The 16757-nt window shown below is 64.5% G+C and carries 17 protein-coding genes and 1 tRNA gene; 11 read left to right on the top strand and 7 right to left on the bottom strand.

The features are described from left to right. Positions 1-11 precede the first annotated feature (11 nt). The 4 genes from F3J44_RS29810 to rsd all read left to right on the top strand — a co-directional run bounded on the left by F3J44_RS29810 (position 12) and on the right by rsd (position 3739). Entirely contained in the window at positions 12-1112 is a 1101-nt protein-coding gene (locus F3J44_RS29810) for a uroporphyrinogen-III C-methyltransferase (protein WP_205299762.1), read from the top strand. Next, on the top strand, positions 1109-2347 hold the full coding sequence (locus F3J44_RS08535) for a heme biosynthesis protein HemY (RefSeq protein WP_167062872.1): 1239 nt from the start codon (positions 1109-1111) through the stop codon (positions 2345-2347). The genes F3J44_RS29810 and F3J44_RS08535 overlap by 4 nt, the downstream gene beginning before the upstream one ends. 186 nt (positions 2348-2533) lie before the next feature. Next, positions 2534-3037, top strand: a complete 504-nt coding sequence (locus tag F3J44_RS08530; protein ID WP_167062870.1) for a disulfide bond formation protein B — start codon at positions 2534-2536, stop codon at positions 3035-3037. A gap of 231 nt (positions 3038-3268) precedes the next feature. Next, positions 3269-3739, top strand: a complete 471-nt coding sequence (rsd, locus tag F3J44_RS08525; protein ID WP_167062867.1) for a sigma D regulator — start codon at positions 3269-3271, stop codon at positions 3737-3739. A 9-nt stretch (positions 3740-3748) separates the two neighbouring features. Here the strand turns inward: rsd and F3J44_RS08520 are convergent, their stop codons facing one another. After that, positions 3749-4414, bottom strand: a complete 666-nt coding sequence (locus F3J44_RS08520; protein WP_167271714.1) for an FKBP-type peptidyl-prolyl cis-trans isomerase — start codon at positions 4412-4414, stop codon at positions 3749-3751. A 311-nt stretch (positions 4415-4725) separates the two neighbouring features. Between F3J44_RS08520 and F3J44_RS08515 the strand changes: the two genes are divergently transcribed. Beyond that, the gene (locus F3J44_RS08515; protein WP_167271712.1) at positions 4726-5697 is read left to right on the top strand and encodes an AlgP family protein; all 972 of its coding nucleotides are present in this window, start codon (positions 4726-4728) and stop codon (positions 5695-5697) included. Here the strand turns inward: F3J44_RS08515 and F3J44_RS08510 are convergent. Continuing rightward, positions 5673-6155, bottom strand: a complete 483-nt coding sequence (locus F3J44_RS08510) for a TIGR02444 family protein (protein ID WP_167271710.1) — start codon at positions 6153-6155, stop codon at positions 5673-5675. The two genes, F3J44_RS08515 and F3J44_RS08510, sit on opposite strands and share 25 nt — an antisense overlap. A 50-nt stretch (positions 6156-6205) precedes the next feature. On the opposite strand from F3J44_RS08510, the gene F3J44_RS08505 reads away from it, so the two are divergent. The 5 genes from F3J44_RS08505 to F3J44_RS08485 all read left to right on the top strand — a co-directional run bounded on the left by F3J44_RS08505 (position 6206) and on the right by F3J44_RS08485 (position 10678). Beyond that, a complete protein-coding gene (locus F3J44_RS08505) occupies positions 6206-8116 on the top strand; it encodes an ATP-binding cassette domain-containing protein (protein WP_167271707.1) in 1911 nt (636 codons plus the stop codon). 279 nt (positions 8117-8395) lie between these two features. Continuing rightward, a complete protein-coding gene (locus F3J44_RS08500) occupies positions 8396-9028 on the top strand; it encodes a LysE family transporter (RefSeq protein ID WP_167062856.1) in 633 nt (210 codons plus the stop codon). Positions 9029-9207: 179 nt separating this feature from the next. After that, entirely contained in the window at positions 9208-9666 is a 459-nt protein-coding gene (locus F3J44_RS08495) for an aminoacyl-tRNA deacylase (RefSeq protein WP_167062853.1), read from the top strand. Positions 9667-9727: 61 nt separating this feature from the next. Further along, positions 9728-9970 (top strand): DUF2789 domain-containing protein, encoded by a 243-nt coding sequence (locus F3J44_RS08490; protein WP_167271705.1) that lies wholly within the window; start codon positions 9728-9730, stop codon positions 9968-9970. A gap of 69 nt (positions 9971-10039) precedes the next feature. Then, entirely contained in the window at positions 10040-10678 is a 639-nt protein-coding gene (locus F3J44_RS08485; protein WP_167271703.1) for an NADH:ubiquinone oxidoreductase subunit N, read from the top strand. 7 nt (positions 10679-10685) lie between these two features. Here F3J44_RS08485 and F3J44_RS08480 read toward each other — a convergent pair whose 3' ends face one another. After that, on the bottom strand, positions 10686-11123 hold the full coding sequence (locus F3J44_RS08480; RefSeq protein WP_167062844.1) for a CBS domain-containing protein: 438 nt from the start codon (positions 11121-11123) through the stop codon (positions 10686-10688). Between the two features lie 344 nt (positions 11124-11467). On the opposite strand from F3J44_RS08480, the gene F3J44_RS08475 reads away from it, so the two are divergent. Beyond that, entirely contained in the window at positions 11468-11992 is a 525-nt protein-coding gene (locus F3J44_RS08475) for a hypothetical protein (protein WP_167271701.1), read from the top strand. A 182-nt stretch (positions 11993-12174) separates the two neighbouring features. On the opposite strand, the gene F3J44_RS08470 is transcribed toward F3J44_RS08475, so the two are convergent. The 4 genes from F3J44_RS08470 to F3J44_RS08455 all read right to left on the bottom strand — a co-directional run bounded on the left by F3J44_RS08470 (position 12175) and on the right by F3J44_RS08455 (position 16630). Then, positions 12175-13905: a dipeptidase gene (locus tag F3J44_RS08470; protein WP_167271699.1), complete on the bottom strand. Its 1731-nt coding sequence runs from the start codon at positions 13903-13905 to the stop codon at positions 12175-12177. Positions 13906-14042: 137 nt separating this feature from the next. Continuing rightward, a tRNA-Arg gene (locus F3J44_RS08465) sits at positions 14043-14119 on the bottom strand. 211 nt (positions 14120-14330) lie between these two features. Continuing rightward, positions 14331-15194, bottom strand: coding sequence for an ABC transporter ATP-binding protein (locus F3J44_RS08460; RefSeq protein WP_167062838.1), 864 nt, complete (start codon positions 15192-15194; stop codon positions 14331-14333). After that, a complete protein-coding gene (locus tag F3J44_RS08455; protein ID WP_167271697.1) occupies positions 15191-16630 on the bottom strand; it encodes an ABC transporter permease in 1440 nt (479 codons plus the stop codon). The genes F3J44_RS08460 and F3J44_RS08455 overlap by 4 nt, the downstream gene beginning before the upstream one ends. Between the last annotated feature and the right edge of the window lie 127 nt (positions 16631-16757).

The raw sequence follows: 16757 nt of genomic DNA, 5'->3' as shown, positions 1-16757 counted from the left end.
AGGATGGATACGTGAGCGAAACTGTCTTGTCCAACAATGATCAGCCGTCGGCGCAGCAGCCGGTCGAACCCGCCCCCGAAAAGCCCGCGAAGCGCGCTGGCAGTGGCCTGGCCCTGCTGGCGCTGCTGGTTGGCGCCGCCGGGGTGGCGGTTGGCGGTTGGGGTGTCTGGCAGGTACGCCACCTGCAAGGCAGCGAGCTGAGCCAGGGCCAGCAGCTGGAAGCGCTGAACCAGCGCGCCGCCGCCTTGCAGCAGCGCGAACAGCAAACCAGCGCACAACTGGCCAGCCTGCCGGCGGCCAGTGAACTGGAAGACCGCCGCCGCTTGGTGGCGCAACTGCAAGGCGACCAGCAACGCCTCAGCCAGCGCCTGGAAACCGTGCTTGGCGAAAGCCGCAAGGAATGGCGCCTGGCCGAGGCCGAGCACCTGCTGCGCTTGGCCACCCTGCGCCTGTCGGCGTTGCAGGACATCACCAGCGCCAAGGCCCTGGTCGAAGGCGCCGACGAGATCCTTCGCGAGCAGAGCGACCCGGGCGCCTTCGCCGCCCGGGAGCAACTGGCACGCAGCCTGGCGACTCTAAGCAGCACCCAGCAGCCAGATCGCACCGGCCTGTTCCTCAAGCTGGCTGCCCAGCGCGAGCAGGTGCAGCAGCTCAGCGCCCAGTCGCCGGAGTTCGCCAGCAACGCCGATGCCCTCGGTGCCCTGACCGCCGATGGCGACGGCGCCAGTCGCCTGTCGCAGTGGTGGGCGGAAATTTCCAAGTATTTCCAGATCGACTTCAACGCCGATGACAATGTGCGCCCGCTGCTGGCCGGCCAGCAGCTGAACCAGCTGCGCCTGGCCCTGAGCCTGACCCTTGAGCAGGCCCAGTGGGCTGCGCTCAATGGCGAAAGCAAGGTCTACAGCAAAGCCCTGGATGATGCGCGCAGCGTGCTGCTGGCCAACTTCAATGCCGACAACCCACAGAGCAAGGCCATGCTCGACAGCCTCAATGCCTTGGCCGAAGAGCCTGTGTCGGTGGTCACCCCGGACCTGGGTGAAAGCCTGGCGGCCGTGCAGGCCTACATCCAGCGCCGCCACCTGCCGGCCGAGGCACAAGGGGGCAAGCCATGAAGCGTGTCTACCTGCTGGCGGTGCTGGCGATCGTGATTGCCGCCGCATTGGGCATCGCGGTGGCCAAGCACAGTGGCTACGTACTGATCGCCTACGGCGGCTTCCGTTACCAGTCTGGCTTGTGGGCCGCCCTGGCCGCGTTGGTGGGCATCGTCGTGGTGCTGTGGCTGTTGCGCTACGGGGTTGGCCTGGTGCTCACGTCCTCTGGCGTGGTCAACCCTTGGTCGCGGCGCAACCGCAGCCGGCGCGTGCGCATCGCCATCGAGCAGGGCCAGCTGGACCTCGCCGAGGGCCGCTGGGCCAGCGCCCAGCGTCACCTGCATCGCGCCGCCGAGGCTGAACGCCAGCCGCTGCTGTATTACCTCGGTGCTGCCCGCGCAGCCAATGAGCAGGGCCGCAAGGACGACAGCGACCAACTGCTGGAGCGTGCACTGGAGCGCCAGCCCCAGGCTGAACTTGCCATCGCCCTGACCCACGCGCAGTTGCAGATGGACCGTGGCGAGTCCGAGGGCGCCCTGGAAACCCTGCTGGTCATGCATGAGCGTCACCCGCAGAACAACCAGGTGCTGCGCTTGCTCCAGCGCCTGTACCTGGAGCAGGGCGACTGGTCGGCGTTGATCCGCCTGCTGCCGGACCTGCGCAAGAACAAGGTGCTGCCGGCCACCGAGCTTGCGGCGCTGGAACAGCGTGCCTGGGGCCAGAACCTGAACCTGGCGACGACCCGCGGCGAAGATGCCCAGAGCGCCCGCCAGGCCCTGGAGCGTGCCTGGCAGCAGTTGACCGCCGCCCAGCGCCAGGAACCGCAACTGGTCTTGGCCTATGCCGAGCAGCTACGCCAGGTGGGCGCACAGGGCGAAGCCGAACAGGTGCTGCGCACCGCCCTCAAGCGCGAGTACGAGAGCCACCTGGCACGCCTGTATGGCCTGGTGCGTGGCGATGACCCGGCGCGTCAGCTGCAAACCGCCGAGGGCTGGCTCAAGGCCCACCCGCAAGACCCAAGCCTGCTGCTGACCCTGGGGCGCCTGAGCCTGCAGAATCGCCTGTGGGGCAAGGCGCGTGATTACCTGGAAAGCAGCCTGCGCATGGAGCGCAACCCGGAAGCCTGTGCCGAACTGGCGCGTCTGCTTGCCGGGTTGGGCGAAACCGAGCGCAGTAACCAGCTGTTCCAGGAAGGCCTTGGCCTGTTGGATGAACGCTTGCTGGCCTTGCCACTGCCCGAAGGCGTACGCGCCTGACCCTGCCGTGGGCCCGCGCTGAGCCGCGGGCCCACGGTTGCAGTCGACCTGCAAAGAAATTTCCTACAAGTCGCGTAGAAACTTCCGTACCCCTCAAGCGACGTGTCGCCACCGTAGTGCCTTGAAACAAAGCCAGCCTTTCCTCTACCGTTTCAGGCCACTTTCGATTACCGGACCCCAACACCCATGCTGCCGGCCCGTCTGCGCACATTTTTTGTTCCTGCCTGCCTGGGCGCCTGTGCCGTGCTGTGGGCATCCTTCCATCTGGAGCACCTGGTGGGCCTCGTGCCTTGCCCGCTGTGCTTCAGCCAACGGGCGCTGCTGGCGGTGTATGCCGTGGTCTGCCTGGCGGCGCTGCTGCATGCCCCAGGCCTGCGTGGCCTGTTGCGTTACGCACGGGCGGCATTGGCTTGCGCAGGGTTGGGGGCGCTGTTGGCGGGGCGGCATGTGTGGCTGCAGGGCGTGGCCGGCGGCCACGTGTGTTCACTGCCGTTTTCCCATGTGTTCGAGCAACCCTGGCGCAAGGCCGTCCACGAACTGTTGTTCGGCGGCCCGGACTGCAGCTCGCTGGCCTGGAGCTTTCTCGACCTGACCTTGCCTGAGTGGAGCCTGCTGGCATTCCTGCTGCTGGCGGCGATGCCCCTGAGCGCTCTGCTGGCGTATCGTTTCCGCAGCCTGGCCCAGGGTTGACCCAAGGCAAGGCAGGGGCAATCGCTCGACCAGTGGTGCCGTACCCAGGCATTAAACACTTGTATGAACTTTGTCGCCTGCGTACCTTGAAGGGCAGCACGTGCGGGAATAATCTCCCAGCACGCATACCGAAAACACAACTGCTCGATGCCGTCCTGCTGATGTCACCTTTGTGCTACGCGGTCGTGGTGCGAGGTGCAGCGGCATCTACCCAGAAGGGAAGAGATCGCCATGCTCGATAGTTGTCAGAACGCCCAGGAACGCTGGGGTGGGGTTCACAAGCTGATCGACCGTTGGCTCGAGGAACGCGAGGAGCTGGTTCAGGCTTTCCGTACCTTGCGCGACGCCAGGCCGGCCTTTGCCGACAAGCACCAGAGCCGCGACTTCTGCGCCGTGCTGGTCGACTATGTGTCCGCCTGGCATTTCGAGGTCAGTGAGCAACTGGTTACCGAGGCCAAGGCCTTTGGCGACGAGAAAGCGCTGAAGCTGGCCGAGGAAATCAACCCGCGCATCAACGACATCACCCAGATCGCGCTGGCGTTCAACGACCACTGCGAAAAGGGCGAATGCAAGGACACCGAGCGTTTCGCCGAAAAACTCGGCAAGCTTGGCAGCCTGCTGCATGAGCGCTTCGAGCTTGAAGACTGCCTGATCGAGGTGCTGCACAACGCGCACAAGGAAGAGGGCGCGGTGCAGGCGTGAAGGCCGGCGTCAGTCGCCGACCGCCAGCAGCTCGATTTCGAACACCAGGGGCGTGTAGGGCGCGATCAGGTCACCGGCGCCCTCGGCCCCATAGGCCTGCGCCGATGGAATCACCAGGCGCCAGGTTGCGCCGGCCTTCATGTGCGGCAAGGCCACCTGCCAACCTTCGATCACCGAATCCAGGCTGAACCACTGCGGCTGCTGGTTCTGGTCGAACACCGACCCGTCCGGCAGCTTGCCGGTATAGCGCACCTGAACCCTGCCACCGGGCTTGGGTTGCGCGCCATCGCCACTTTTCAGCTCGCTGTACAGCACCCCTTCCGGCAGTTCATGAACCCCCGCACGTGCCCGTTCGTTGGCCATGAAGCGGGTTTCCACTGCTTGCAGCTTGGCCACTTCGGCCTGTTCGGCGGCATGGTTTGCCTGTTCGTCGTGCTGTTGCAGGATGGCTTGCATGCGCGCCTTGTCGAGTTGCGACGGCTGGCCCAGGTAAGCCTGGCGCAGGCCTTCGACCAGTGCATCGAGCTGCAGCCCGGGCACTTCCTGGCGCAGCCGCTCACCGAGGCTGGCACCCAGGCTGTAGGCCAGGTCGTGGTCGCTGGCAGGGGCGGTGTCGGTGGCGGCCAGGGCGAAGGGCGTTATCAGGAACAGGCTGAGCACAAGATAGCGAGACATGGCGGGTCTTTGTCTTGAGTGATGGGTGGCTGTCGGACCAGGCGCTGCTTATGCGGCGCATCGCGAGCGCCTAGGATAATACCAACCGCTCGAATAAATAATGTAGGCGGGCGTAGCTCGCGATGTGCCACCCAGGCAGCACAGTCAAAAACCTGCAACGATTTGTTAAGCAACTACACTTGCACCCAGCTGCAAGATAACAACTTTGCCCAGGCATGCAACGCGGCGCCAACGTAACTGTCACATGCCCTAGCGGCGGTAGCAGCAGAAGCATAGTATTAGCCGCAATCTCGTCAGCCAGGAGGTAAACCATGTCGGCCAAAAAGAAGCCAGTAAGTACGCCGTTACACCTGCTCCAGCAACTTTCGGGCAGCCTGCTCGAACACTTGGAAGACGCCTGCTCGCAAGCGCTGGCTGATGCGGAAAAATTGCTGGCCAAGTTGGAAAAGCAACGGGTCAAGGCCCAGGAAAAACTGCACAACGGTCGTTTGAAGTTGCAGGACGTGGCCAAGGCCGGTAAAGCCAAGGCTCAAGGCAAGGCACAAAAAGCCATTGGCGAACTTGAGGGCTTGCTCGATTCGCTCAAAGAGCGCCAGACGCAAACCCGCACCTATATCCAGCAACTCAAGCGTGATGCCCAGGAAAGCCTGAAACTGGCCCAGGGTGTCGGCAAGGTGCGCGAGGCTGCAGGCAAGGCGCTGGACCAGCGCGCAGTCGCTGCCAAGGCTGCCAAACCGGCAACTGCCAAAGCGTCTGCCCGCAGCACTGCCGCCAAGGCCCCGGCTCGCGCCGCTGCTAACAAGCCAGCCGCCGCCAAGGCTCCGGCTCGTGCTGCTGCTGCCAAACCAGCTGCCGCCAAGGCCCCGGCTCGCGCTGCTGCTGCGAAGCCAGCCGCCGCCAAAGCCCCGGCTCGCGCTGCTGCTGCCAAGCCAGCCGCCGCCAAGGCCCCGGCTCGCGCTGCTGCCAAGCCAGCCGCTACCAAGGCCCCGGCTCGCGCCGCCGCCGCCAAACCAGCCGCTGCCAAGGCTCCGGCCAAAGCCAGCGCTGCCAAGCCCGCTGCCGCCAAGCCAGCGGCTAAACCTGCTGCCGCCAAGGCCCCTGCGAAGCCAGCGGCTGCCAAGCCTGCAGCCAAGGCGCCAGCCAAACCAGCAGCAGCCAAACCAGCAGCCAAACCGGCCGAGTCCAAGCCGGCCACGCCAGCTGCAACCACCTCTGCCAGCACCCCTGCGGCAGCCTCGGCACCCGCCAGCAGCCCAGCTCAGGCGCCGTCTTCGGCATCCTGACGCGCTGCGGCCGCGACGCGCAATTGCTCCAGCGCGTCGTGGCCACGGGCCTGGTCCGGCGCCAGCCGGGTCAGCCAATCTTCCTCCTGCCCGTGCGCCCCGCTGGGCCATGGCTGTGCACAGGCCTCCAGCCGTTGCAGCAAGGTTTTTTCCGCCTGCAACTCCAAGCCCTTCAATTGCTCGCGTAGCACGGCCAACTGGGCATCCTGCTGTGCGGCGTCCCGCCATTGCTGGCGCAGCGTACGCAGCGGCATGACCACTTCCTTCTGCCAGCTTTCGGCCAGTGCCTGCAGCGCCTGGGCGCGGTCGCGGCTGTAGGCGACTGCACGCCGCTGCAGCCAGGTGGCGCAAAGCAGCAGGCAAACATCGCCACCCAGGGCTTGCAACTGCAGGCAGGCCGTTTCAACGCCGGGGCGGGCATACAAGGCCAGGGCGTGATTCCACAGGTCGGTGTGCATGATTCCACTCACGCTGAGGGCCGAGGAAGCTGGTAGACTCCGCGACCACTATGATCAGACTATCCAACCTCACTTTACAGCGTGGTCCGCAGCGCTTGCTAGAAGGCGCCGAGATGACCCTGCACGCCGGTCACAAGGCCGGCCTGATCGGCGCCAACGGCGCCGGAAAATCCAGCCTGTTCGCCTTGCTGCGCGGTGAGCTGTCGCCCGATGCCGGCGACTGCCAGCTGCCCGGTGACTGGCGCATCGCCCACATGCGCCAGGAGGTCGACACCCTCGACCGCCTGGCAGTGGACTATGTGCTCGACGGCGACGCCCGCCTGCGCAAGGTCCAGGCCGAACTCGCCGTGGCCGAGCAGGCCCACGACGGCACTGCCCTGGCCCGCCTGCACAGTGAGCTGGAAGTCGCCGACGGCTATACCGCCGATGCCCGCGCGCGCAAGCTGCTGGCCGGCCTGGGCTTCACCAACGAGCAGATGGACCGCCGTGTCGGCGACTTCTCCGGTGGCTGGCGCATGCGCCTGAACCTGGCCCAGGCGCTGATGTGCCCGTCCGACCTGCTGCTGCTCGACGAACCCACCAACCACCTGGACCTCGATGCGATCCTGTGGCTGGAGGACTGGCTCAAGGGTTACCCGGGCACGCTGTTGCTGATCTCCCACGACCGCGACTTCCTCGACGCCGTGGTCGACCACGTGCTGCATGTGGAGCAGCGCAAGCTCAACCTGTACAAGGGCGGCTACACCGCCTTCGAGCGCACCCGTGCCGAACGCCTGGCCCAGCAGCAGCAGGCCTACGAGAAGCAGCAGGCGCAGCGCGCGCACATGGAAAAGTACATCGCCCGCTTCAAGGCCCAGGCCACCAAGGCCCGCCAGGCGCAGAGCCGGATCAAGGCCCTGGAACGCATGGAAGAGTTGTCGGCGGCGCACGTGGATTCGCCGTTCGACTTCGTTTTCCGCGAGTCGCAGAAGATCTCCAGCCCGTTGCTCAGCCTGTCTGAAGGGCGCCTGGGCTATGGCGACAAGGCCATCCTCGACAAGGTCAAGCTGCAGCTGGTGCCCGGTGCGCGCATTGGCCTGCTGGGCCCTAACGGTGCCGGCAAGTCGACCCTGATCAAGAACCTGGCCGGTGAGCTGGAGCCGCTGTCGGGCCGCCTGGTACGCGGCGAGAACCTGGCCGTGGGCTACTTCGCCCAGCACCAGCTCGATTCGCTGGACGAAAAGGCCAGCCCGCTGCTGCACCTGCAGCGCATTGCCCCGGCCGAGCGCGAGCAGACCCTGCGCGATTTCCTGGGCGGTTTCGACTTCCACGGCGACCGTGTCGACGAGCCGGTGGTGAATTTCTCCGGCGGTGAAAAGGCTCGCCTGGCCCTGGCCTTGATTGCCTGGGAACGGCCGAACCTGCTGCTGCTCGACGAACCGACCAACCACCTGGACCTGGAAATGCGCCTGGCGCTGACCATGGCCCTGCAGGAGTTCGCCGGGGCTGTGGTGGTGGTTTCCCACGACCGTCACCTGCTCAAGAGCACCACTGACGATTTCCTGCTGGTGGCTGACGGCAAGGTCGAAACCTTCGATGGCGACCTCGACGACTACAGCCGCTGGCTGGTCGAGTACCGCCAGCGCAGCGCGCCTGCCAGCAGCGCCCCGGCCAACCCGGACAAGACCGACAAGAAGGCCCAGCGCCAGGCGGCCGCGGCCTTGCGCCAGCAATTGGCGCCGCACAAGAAGGCGGCGGACAAGCTCGAAGCCGAGCTGAACCAGGTGCATGCGCAACTGGCCGAGGTGGAGGCGGCGCTGGGTGACAGTGGCGTCTACGAGGCGGCGCGCAAGGATGAGCTGCGTGACCTGCTGGCGCGCCAGACCAAGCTCAAGCAGCGCGAAGCGGAGCTGGAGGAGGGCTGGATGGAAGCCCTGGAAACGCTGGAAAGCATGCAGGCTGAGCTTGAGGCGTTGTCCTGAGCCTTTGATGGTTCACACCCGCCGACGCTGAACCTGGTAGGAGCGAGCGCAGCTCGCGATAGGCTGCGAAGCAGCCCCGGCATCATGTGCCGCGAGGCTGAAAACCCGGGGCCGCTGCGCGCCCCATCGCGAGCTGCGCTCGCTCCTACCAGGCCGGCGCAATCCCTGTAGGAGCGGGCTTGCCCCGCGAAGAGGCCGGTACTGGCAAAAATTCGCTGGTTATTTTTTCGCCAACCCCTTAGCTTAACGTTTTGCAACAATTGTTGAGCGAGGTGTGTGATGTCGATGGAAGTGTGGTTGGGGTTCTTTGCCGCGTGCTGGGTAATCAGCCTGTCGCCGGGTGCCGGGGCGATTGCCTCGATGTCCAGCGGGCTGCAGTACGGTTTCTGGCGTGGCTATTGGAATGCCCTGGGCCTGCAACTAGGCCTGATCGTGCAGATCGCCATTATTGCTGCCGGCGTCGGCGCCATTCTGGCGGCGTCCGCCACCGCCTTCCAGGTCATCAAGTGGTTCGGCGTCGCTTATCTCGTCTACCTGGCCTACAAGCAATGGCGTGCGCTGCCGATGGAAATGGCCGACGAGTCTGGCGTGCGCCCGATCGGCAAGCCGCTGAGCCTGGTGTTCCGTGGCTTCCTGGTCAACGTCAGCAACCCCAAGGCGCTGGTGTTCATGCTCGCGGTACTGCCACAGTTCCTCAACCCGCACGCACCCCTGCTGCCGCAGTACATTGCCATTACCGTGACCATGATCAGCGTCGACATGGTGGTGATGGCAGGCTATACCGGCCTTGCGTCGCGGGTGCTGCGCCTGCTGCGCACGCCCAAGCAGCAGAAACGCCTGAACCGCACATTCGCCGGGTTGTTCATCGGCGCCGCCACCTTCCTTGCCACCCTGCGCCGGGCGCCGATCTGACAGCCTGCCGCCAGGCCGTTCGCTGGGCAGGTGCAAGCACACTTGCCCGGCGAAGGCCCAAACCCCGTTCCCCCAGTTCACCTGTCGTCACCTCAAGAGGCCCTGCCATCGAAGTTTGGCCATGCCCAGCCGCCCAAGGCCTAAAATAGGGTGTTGGGGGGCAATAGCGGAGGTGCAACATGCGTATGGCCAAAACCCTGCAGCGGCGCCTGGACCAGGCCAACTGCGACTACGACATCATTCCCCACCCACACTCGGCCACCAGCCTTGAGTCGGCGCGCACGGCCGGTGTACCTGCCGAGCGGGTTGCCAAGTCGGTCATGCTCGACGACCGTCACGGCAATTACCTGATGGCCGTGCTACCGGCCAACCGCCACATGGACATGAGCAAGGTGCGCATGTCCGGCGCCTGGCAGCTCACCCGCGAAAGCGCCTTGCCGATGCTGTTCGGCGATTGCGAGCGTGGGGCCATTCCGGCAATGGGTGATGCCTACCAGATCAGGATGCTGCTCGATTCGAGTCTTACCCGCCAGGGCGATGTCTACCTGGAGGCAGGTGACCACGATCACCTGATTCACATGAGCATGGAGCAATATCTCAAGCTGGTGCCGCACGCCGAAGTGCGCGAGCTGTGCTGATGTGCTCCAACCAACGCCGGGCGGGCATCGTCGATGGCCTGCCCGGCACACAGGAGGAAACATGGAAGCGCCGATCCATCCCTTTGCCGAACTGTTCAAGCAACTGGGCTTGCCCGACGATGCCGTGAGCATCGACCAGTTCATTGCCAGCCACTCGCCGCTCAAGAATGAGATCAAGCTGGTGGATGCGCCGTTCTGGAGCGAGCCCCAGCGCGCCTTTCTCAAGGAAAGCATCATTGAAGATGCCGATTGGGCGGTGCCTTTCGATCAACTCAACGAGGCCTTGCGCCGCCCCCGAAAATAAAGTGCCCAGCGGCACCTGACGAGTGATTGGCCGTTGCTATGCTCAGGAAAACAATAAGGGGATAGCGTGATGAAAGATCCCTACGCACCAGGTTTCTGGTGCTCCGTGACAGTCCTGGGCATCCTGACGGCCGGTTACTTCTACGGCATCCGCCACACCCAGCAGATGAACCAGGCGGTGCAGTTCCTCTACGCCGCTGCCGCGGTGACCGCGGCGGTCGCGTTGCTGGGGCTGACCTGGATCGCCTGGCAGCAGTTGCACTTGAACAAGCGCGAGGTGATCCAGGGGCGAACGTTGCTCACCATCTGGAACACCAAGGTTGCGCTGCGCCGCGTCGAAACGGTGTTCGACCGCTACTTCTGGGGCAGCTACTGGCACTCCGGGCGTACCTTCGAAGAGGTGATGGGCGAACTCAAGGGCACCCCGCTGGAGCAAAGCCTGGATGCGCTCAAGCACCAGTGCCGGGCACTGGACCGGGAGATCCACGACCACCATCACCACTGGCTGGCCAACGCCCGCGACCTCTCCAGCGTGGCCACGGCAATGGCCCGCGAGCGTTATCAGTTGGACCTGTGCGAGCCGTCGAGCAGCGGCCAGGGCAATACCGCCGTGCTCAACCGTGACCTGGAAGTGCTGGTGTACACCTGGTCGGCGCGCCTGCGCAGCTTCGACCATCAGCTGGACGAGCTGGAGCGCGCCTACCACTGAGGCGCGGTCATTCGCCGCGGATGTACTGCTCCATCTGCTGGATCAGGCTGGCCTGTTCGGCGATGGTTTCCTTGACCAGGTCGCCGATCGACAGCAGGCCGAGCAGCTGGCCGTTGTCGACCACCGGCAGGTGGCGCAGGTGGCGGTCGGTCATCAGGTTCATGCAGAAATCGAGCTTCTGCTTCGGCTCCACCGTCACCACCGGCGCGCTCATGATCTCGCGCACCGGCGTTGCCGCCGAAGAGCGGCCCTTGAGTACCAGCTTGCGCGCATAGTCGCGCTCACTGACGATGCCCACCACCTGGTTGCCCTGGACCACCGGCAACGCACCCACGTTTTTTTCCGCCAGCACTTTCAGGGCGTCGAGCACCGAGTCATCCGGGCCGATGGTGTACACGGTCTGGTGCTGGGACTTGGTCTTGAGGATTTGTTCGACGGTCTTCATACGAGCCTCTGCGGGTGGAAAAGACGAACGCTTAACGTAAATAAAGCATCCGGCACGCAGGCCTGCACGGCAATGCAGGAAACGGCATCGACTCGATTGAAAAACGTCATGTGAGCGTGATGATTGCGTGAGCCGCGCTTCGGTCAAGGTCAGGGAGGGGCTGGAGAAATTTGGATTTCTGAATTATCAGAAAATACCTACGAACTACGCCCGGTGAATGCGTCGGACTGAAAATTTACCCATTCCAATCAAAGGCTTAATTTCACTGCACTACAGGCTTGCGTACTCCTGTGCCTTCAACACATGCGCGGGCCTCTTTGCGGTTGAAACGTGCCTAGGGTGGAATGGAAAGAATGGTGGAGAGGTCGAACGTTCAGGGCCAGCGAGCTCTGGCAGAAGCATTTGCGGCCTTGGCAGAAATTGCGCTCACCCGCCGTGTAGCTGATGGACATGCATCCTATGAAAATCACATACCCGCATTCAGCTATCTGCTCACGCCAAAGCAATATGATCGCATCAGAAGGATTTGCCGGGAGAAAGGCTGGGACGTGCCCAATCAGAAAGGTGTTCTGATTGATCTTGAGGCTGTAGCTCACCCTTTGCAGTCACGGATGGCGAAGGACCACTGTACCGTTGAAGAGGTAATGGACATCCTGCTTGCCGCCTATTCACCCCATAGTCAGGTTGGGTTGAACAGGCCGAAACATGGCCAGGCGATCGTCTTCAATACGAGATACAAAGTCCGTGTCGGCAAGGCGCATTTCTTTGCGGTCGCCGTGCTCAAGGTGCGGGTAGACGGAGGCCGAAAGTACTTGGCCCCGGTCACCGCATACCACGCAACCGAGGCCAAGATCAGGAATATAAGCTGACTACGCGGAAGGACGGCCTTGAGGCGAATCTCCCACACTGAAGTGGAACAATCCATTCTGCCTGCAATTTCCCTTCATATGACCTCAGTCGCCTGAAGCCTTCGCAGCACCGCCGACAAATTTTCTGCTGTCGCCGTAGTCAGGCTCAATGGTAGTTCGAATGCTTCGGCTGCTGCAAGCGCTCAAAGCTTGGGCATCTGCCCAATCCGCGCCACCATCTCGCTCACCACCTGCAAGTCGAGCATGAACTGCTCCACGGTCTTGAACTCGTTGTCGTTGTGCCCGGTGTATTTCACGTCCGGCATGGCCAGGCCGAACTGCACGCCGTTGGGCAGGTCGTGCACCGAGGTGGCGCCGGCCGATGTGCCGAATTCGTGCTTCATGCCCAGGTTCTCGCTCGCCACGTCGAGCAGGGCCTTGACCCACTCGCCCTCGGGGTTGCGGTACATCGGTTCGTCCAGACTGTAGTCGAACGCTACCGACGTGTGGCTCTGGCGGGCCCAGTTGCCGAGTTTTTCGGCCAGCTGGTCCTTGAGCGTGGCGAGCGGCTTGCCCTTGGGAATGCGCAGGTTGACCGCCAGTTTCAGGCCTTTGTCATCCACGCCCACGAACGTCAGCGAGGTGGTCAACGGGCCCATGAAGCTGTCTTGGAAACCGATGCCCAGTTGCTTGCCCAGGTAATCCAGCCCCCAGTTTGCGCTGGCATAGCGGGCGGCGTCGGTGAACTGGTTGCGCTTGAGCGGCACCTGCGGGCCCAGGCCGTCGAGGAAACCGAGCATGCGCGCCACCGGGTTGACGCCCGACTGCGGCTCGGAAGAGTGGGCCGATATGCCGGTTACGGTCAGCAGTACCTGCTTGCCCTGCACCTTGGCATCGATGCGGAAGTCGTTGCCGTTGCGCTTGACGTAGTCGGCGCCGGCCGCTTCCAGGCGCTTGGCCAATGCCGCTGGGTCGTCGGCCAGCAAGGTCGCCACCGAGGTGGTGGGGATCTGGTTGGTGGCAAGCCCGCCCGTGAGGTTGACGATTTCAGCGCCTTTGCCGCTGGCCGGGCGCTTGCTGAAGCTGGCCATCACCGTGCCGTAGCCTTTTTCGGCGATCACCACCGGGTAGCCGCCGTCCAGGGCGAGGTTGTAGTCGGGGGTAGGGTTGCGTTCGAAGTAATACGGGATGGCGTCGCCGCTGGTTTCCTCGGTGGTGTCGATCAGCAACTTGAACTGCCGGGCCAGCGGCAGGTTTTCGTCCTTGGCCACTTTCAGTGCATACAGCGCCACGATGATGCCGTTCTTGTCGTCTTCGGTTCCGCGGCCGTACATGCGGTCTCCCACCAGGGTGACCTTGAACGGGTCGAGTTGGGTGCCATCGGCCAGTTTCCAGTTGGCGGGGTTCACCGGCACCACGTCGGCGTGGGCATGGATGCCGACCACTTCCTTGCCTTCACCGAGGGAGATCTCGTACACGCGGTTGTCGATGTTGCGAAACGCCAGGCCAAAGCTGTCGGCCAGGGCCTTGATCTTGCCGGCGATCTTGAGGAATTCGGGGTTTTCGTGCTGCGGCACGCCGTCGACGGCGAAGGTCGGAATGGCTACCAGCTCGCGCAGGTTGTCGGTGGCGGCCTTGGCGTACTTGATGCGGGTGTACAGGCCCAGCAGGCGGTAGACCTCGTTCTGCTGCTCGGGGCTCAGCGCCCTGCCGGCGAGGTAGGCGTCCAGGGTGGCGCCGAGGTTGTCGGCCTTGGCTTGCTCGCTGGCTTTGAGCTTGCCGAGAAACTGCTTGAAATCGGCCGGGTCGCTGCCGTCGAAGGCTTTGACGATGGCCGCCGACTGCTGTGGGGTGAGGTTGGCCTGGGCGGGCTGGGTGAACAGGCCGATGCTGGCCAGCAGAAGCGTGGCGGCGGTGAGTTTGTGCAATGGCATGGCGTGGCGCGTTCCTTCGCAGGCAAATGAAGGGTTCACGCTAACACCATTGGCCCTGGCACGGGAGGGTGCCGAACGCGACATGTCGCACAAATGACCAAAACGACAAAGCCCGCACAAGGCGGGCTTTGGAGGTATGGCGCACTCGGCGGGATTCGAACCCACGACCCCTGCCTTCGGAGGGCAGTACTCTATCCAGCTGAGCTACGAGTGCAACGCGGTGGCATCATACCGATCTCAGTTGGTGGCGTCCATCGCCTTGATATGTGGCTGTTTTTCCATGCCAGCCGATACCGCCGCCTGCGCAGGGCAAGCCCGCTCCTCCAGGCTCGCCGGGGGGCGTTGTAGGAGCGGGCTTGCCCCGCGAACACCGGCGCAGCCGGTGCCATCCTCCGCGTCGCCTGTTTCGCGGGTCAAGCCCGCTCCTACAGGGCAATCAACTCTGGCCTCAAGCCCTCGACCCGCCGCGCCGGTGGCGGCAGGTAACCGCCATCGCCGGTAATCTGATGCAGCACCTTCTCGCGCAGCCCATGCAAGGCCACCCCGGTACGCAGGCGCGGGTGCGGCAGGTCGATTTCCACCACCGACTTGATCCGCCCCGGGCGCGGCTCCAGCACCACCACCCGGTCTGCCAGGTACGTCGCTTCCTCGGCATCGTGGGTCACCAGCAACGTGGTAATGCCCGCCCGCTCGCGAATGGCCAGCAGCTCGTCCTGCAGTTGCTGGCGGGTTAGCGCATCCAGCGCGCCGAAGGGTTCGTCGAGCAACAGAATGCGGGGGCTGGCCACCAGCCCACGGGCAATCGCCACACGCTGGGCCATGCCGCCAGACAGTTGGTGCGGGTAGGCCGACTCGAACCCCACCAGCCCCACCAGTTGCACGAACTCATGCACGCGGCGGGCGCGTTCGCCCTGGGTCAGGTGTTCATTGACCAGGCCCAGGGCAATGTTCTGCTCCACCGTCAGCCAGGGAAACAGCCGGTGCTCCTGGAACACGATGCCGCGTTCACCGCCAATGCCACTGACCGCCTGGCCGTCGACACGGATGCTGCCGCTGTAGTCGGTGTCCAGCCCCACCAGCAGGCGCAGCAGGGTGGACTTGCCACACCCCGAGGCGCCGACGATGGCGATGAACTCGCCTTCGTTGATCGACAGGTTGAAGTTGCGGATGGCCTCCAGCGGCTGGCCATCGACGCTGAACACCTTGCCGACCCCTTCGAAGGTCACCAGGGCAGGGGTGGTGTCGGCCTGGTTGGCCGCGAGCAGGTGCGAGGTATTGAAGGCATTCATGCGGTTCTCCAGCGCGTGGCGCGCGATTCGAGGCGTTGGCCCACGGTGCCGAGCAGGGCCCCGACCAGGCCGATCAGGAGCATGGCGGCCATCACCTGGTCCATGCGAAACAGCTGCTGGGCGCCGATCATCAGGCTGGCGATGCCGCCGTCCGAGGGCATGAAGTATTCGGCGCCGATGGTGCCCAGCCAGGCATAGATCAGCGACAGGCGCAGGCCGGCGAATATCGCTGGCGCTGCGCCCGGCAGCACCAGCAGGCGCAGGCGTTGCCAGAGGTTCAGGCGCAGGGTGCGGGCCGCTTCGGCCAGTTGCGGCGACAGGCCGGCAATGCTGCGCTGGGTGGCGATCAGCAGCGGGAAGAACGCCGCCAAAGCGACGAACACGTGCTTGGCGCCTTCGCCCAGGCCGAACCAGGCGGTAAGCAACGGCACCCAGGCGAACAGGGCAACCTGGCGCAGGGCCGACAGGCTTGGCCCGAACAGGCGCTCGGCCTTGTGCGAAAGGCCCAACAGCAGCCCGGCCAGCAAGCCGGCGCCGCCGCCCAGGGCCAGGCCGGCCAGGGTGCGTTGCAGGCTCAGCAGCATGGCTTGGGGCAGCGAGCCATCAGCCAGGCCGCTGAACAGGGTGCGCAATACGTCCAGCGGCGAGCTGAGGATATTCGGGTCGACCCAGCCAAAGCTGTTGCTCGCCTGCCACAGCGCCACCAGCGCCGCTGGCAGCAACAGGCTTTGCCAGCTGCGTGGCAGGGGCCCGCGCTGCTGTTCGCCGGTGGCCGGTTGCGGCCAGTACAGCAGGCGTTTTTCCACGGCTGAGAAACCACGTTCGAGTAGCGCGCCCACCAGGCCGATCACCAGGATGCACAGCAGCACCAGGTCGAGCATGAACAGTTGCCGGCCCCATACCATCAGGTAGCCGATGCCCTCGCTGGAAGCCAGCAGTTCCACGGCCAGCAGTGACGTCCAGCCGGTGGCCAGGGCCAGGCGCACGCCGGTGAGGAAAGCGGGCAGGGCGGCCGGCAGCAGCAGGCGCAGGAACAGCAGGTGGCGGGGCAGGCGCAGCGCGGCGGCGGCTTCGCGCAGTTTCGGCTGGGCGTCCCGCACCCCCACCAGGGTGTGCAGGGTTACCGGCACGACCACCGCTTTCACCAGCACCACCAGCTTGAGCAGTTCACCAATGCCGAAGAACAGCATGAACAGCGGAATCCAGGCCAGGGTTGGGATCTGCGCCAGGGCCACGAAGGTGGGCAGTACCAGCGTTTGCGCGTTGCGCGAGCTGCCCAGCCAGGTGCCCAGCAGCAAGCCGCTGGCCACCCCTGCCAGCAGCCCCCAGAACAGCCGCTGCAAGCTTATCCACAGGTGCCCCCACAGCTCACCAGAGCCAAACTCCAGTGCGCTTTGCCACACCAGCGAAGGCGCCGGCAGGATCTGCTCGCTCATCCAGTGCAGCCGGCTCGCCACAACCCACAGCAGCGCCACCCCCACCGGTACCAGCCAAGGCCAGTGGGAGCGGCCTTGCGTCGCGATTGGGGCGCGCAGCGGCCCCCGAATCCAACTCCAACCTCTG

It is taken from the genome of Pantoea sp. Tr-811 (assembly GCF_011752535.1).
Classification (GTDB): Bacteria; Pseudomonadota; Gammaproteobacteria; order Pseudomonadales; family Pseudomonadaceae; genus Aquipseudomonas.
Note: the sequence above shows the minus strand (reverse complement) of the source record. Positions and strands in the feature narration are given on the sequence as shown.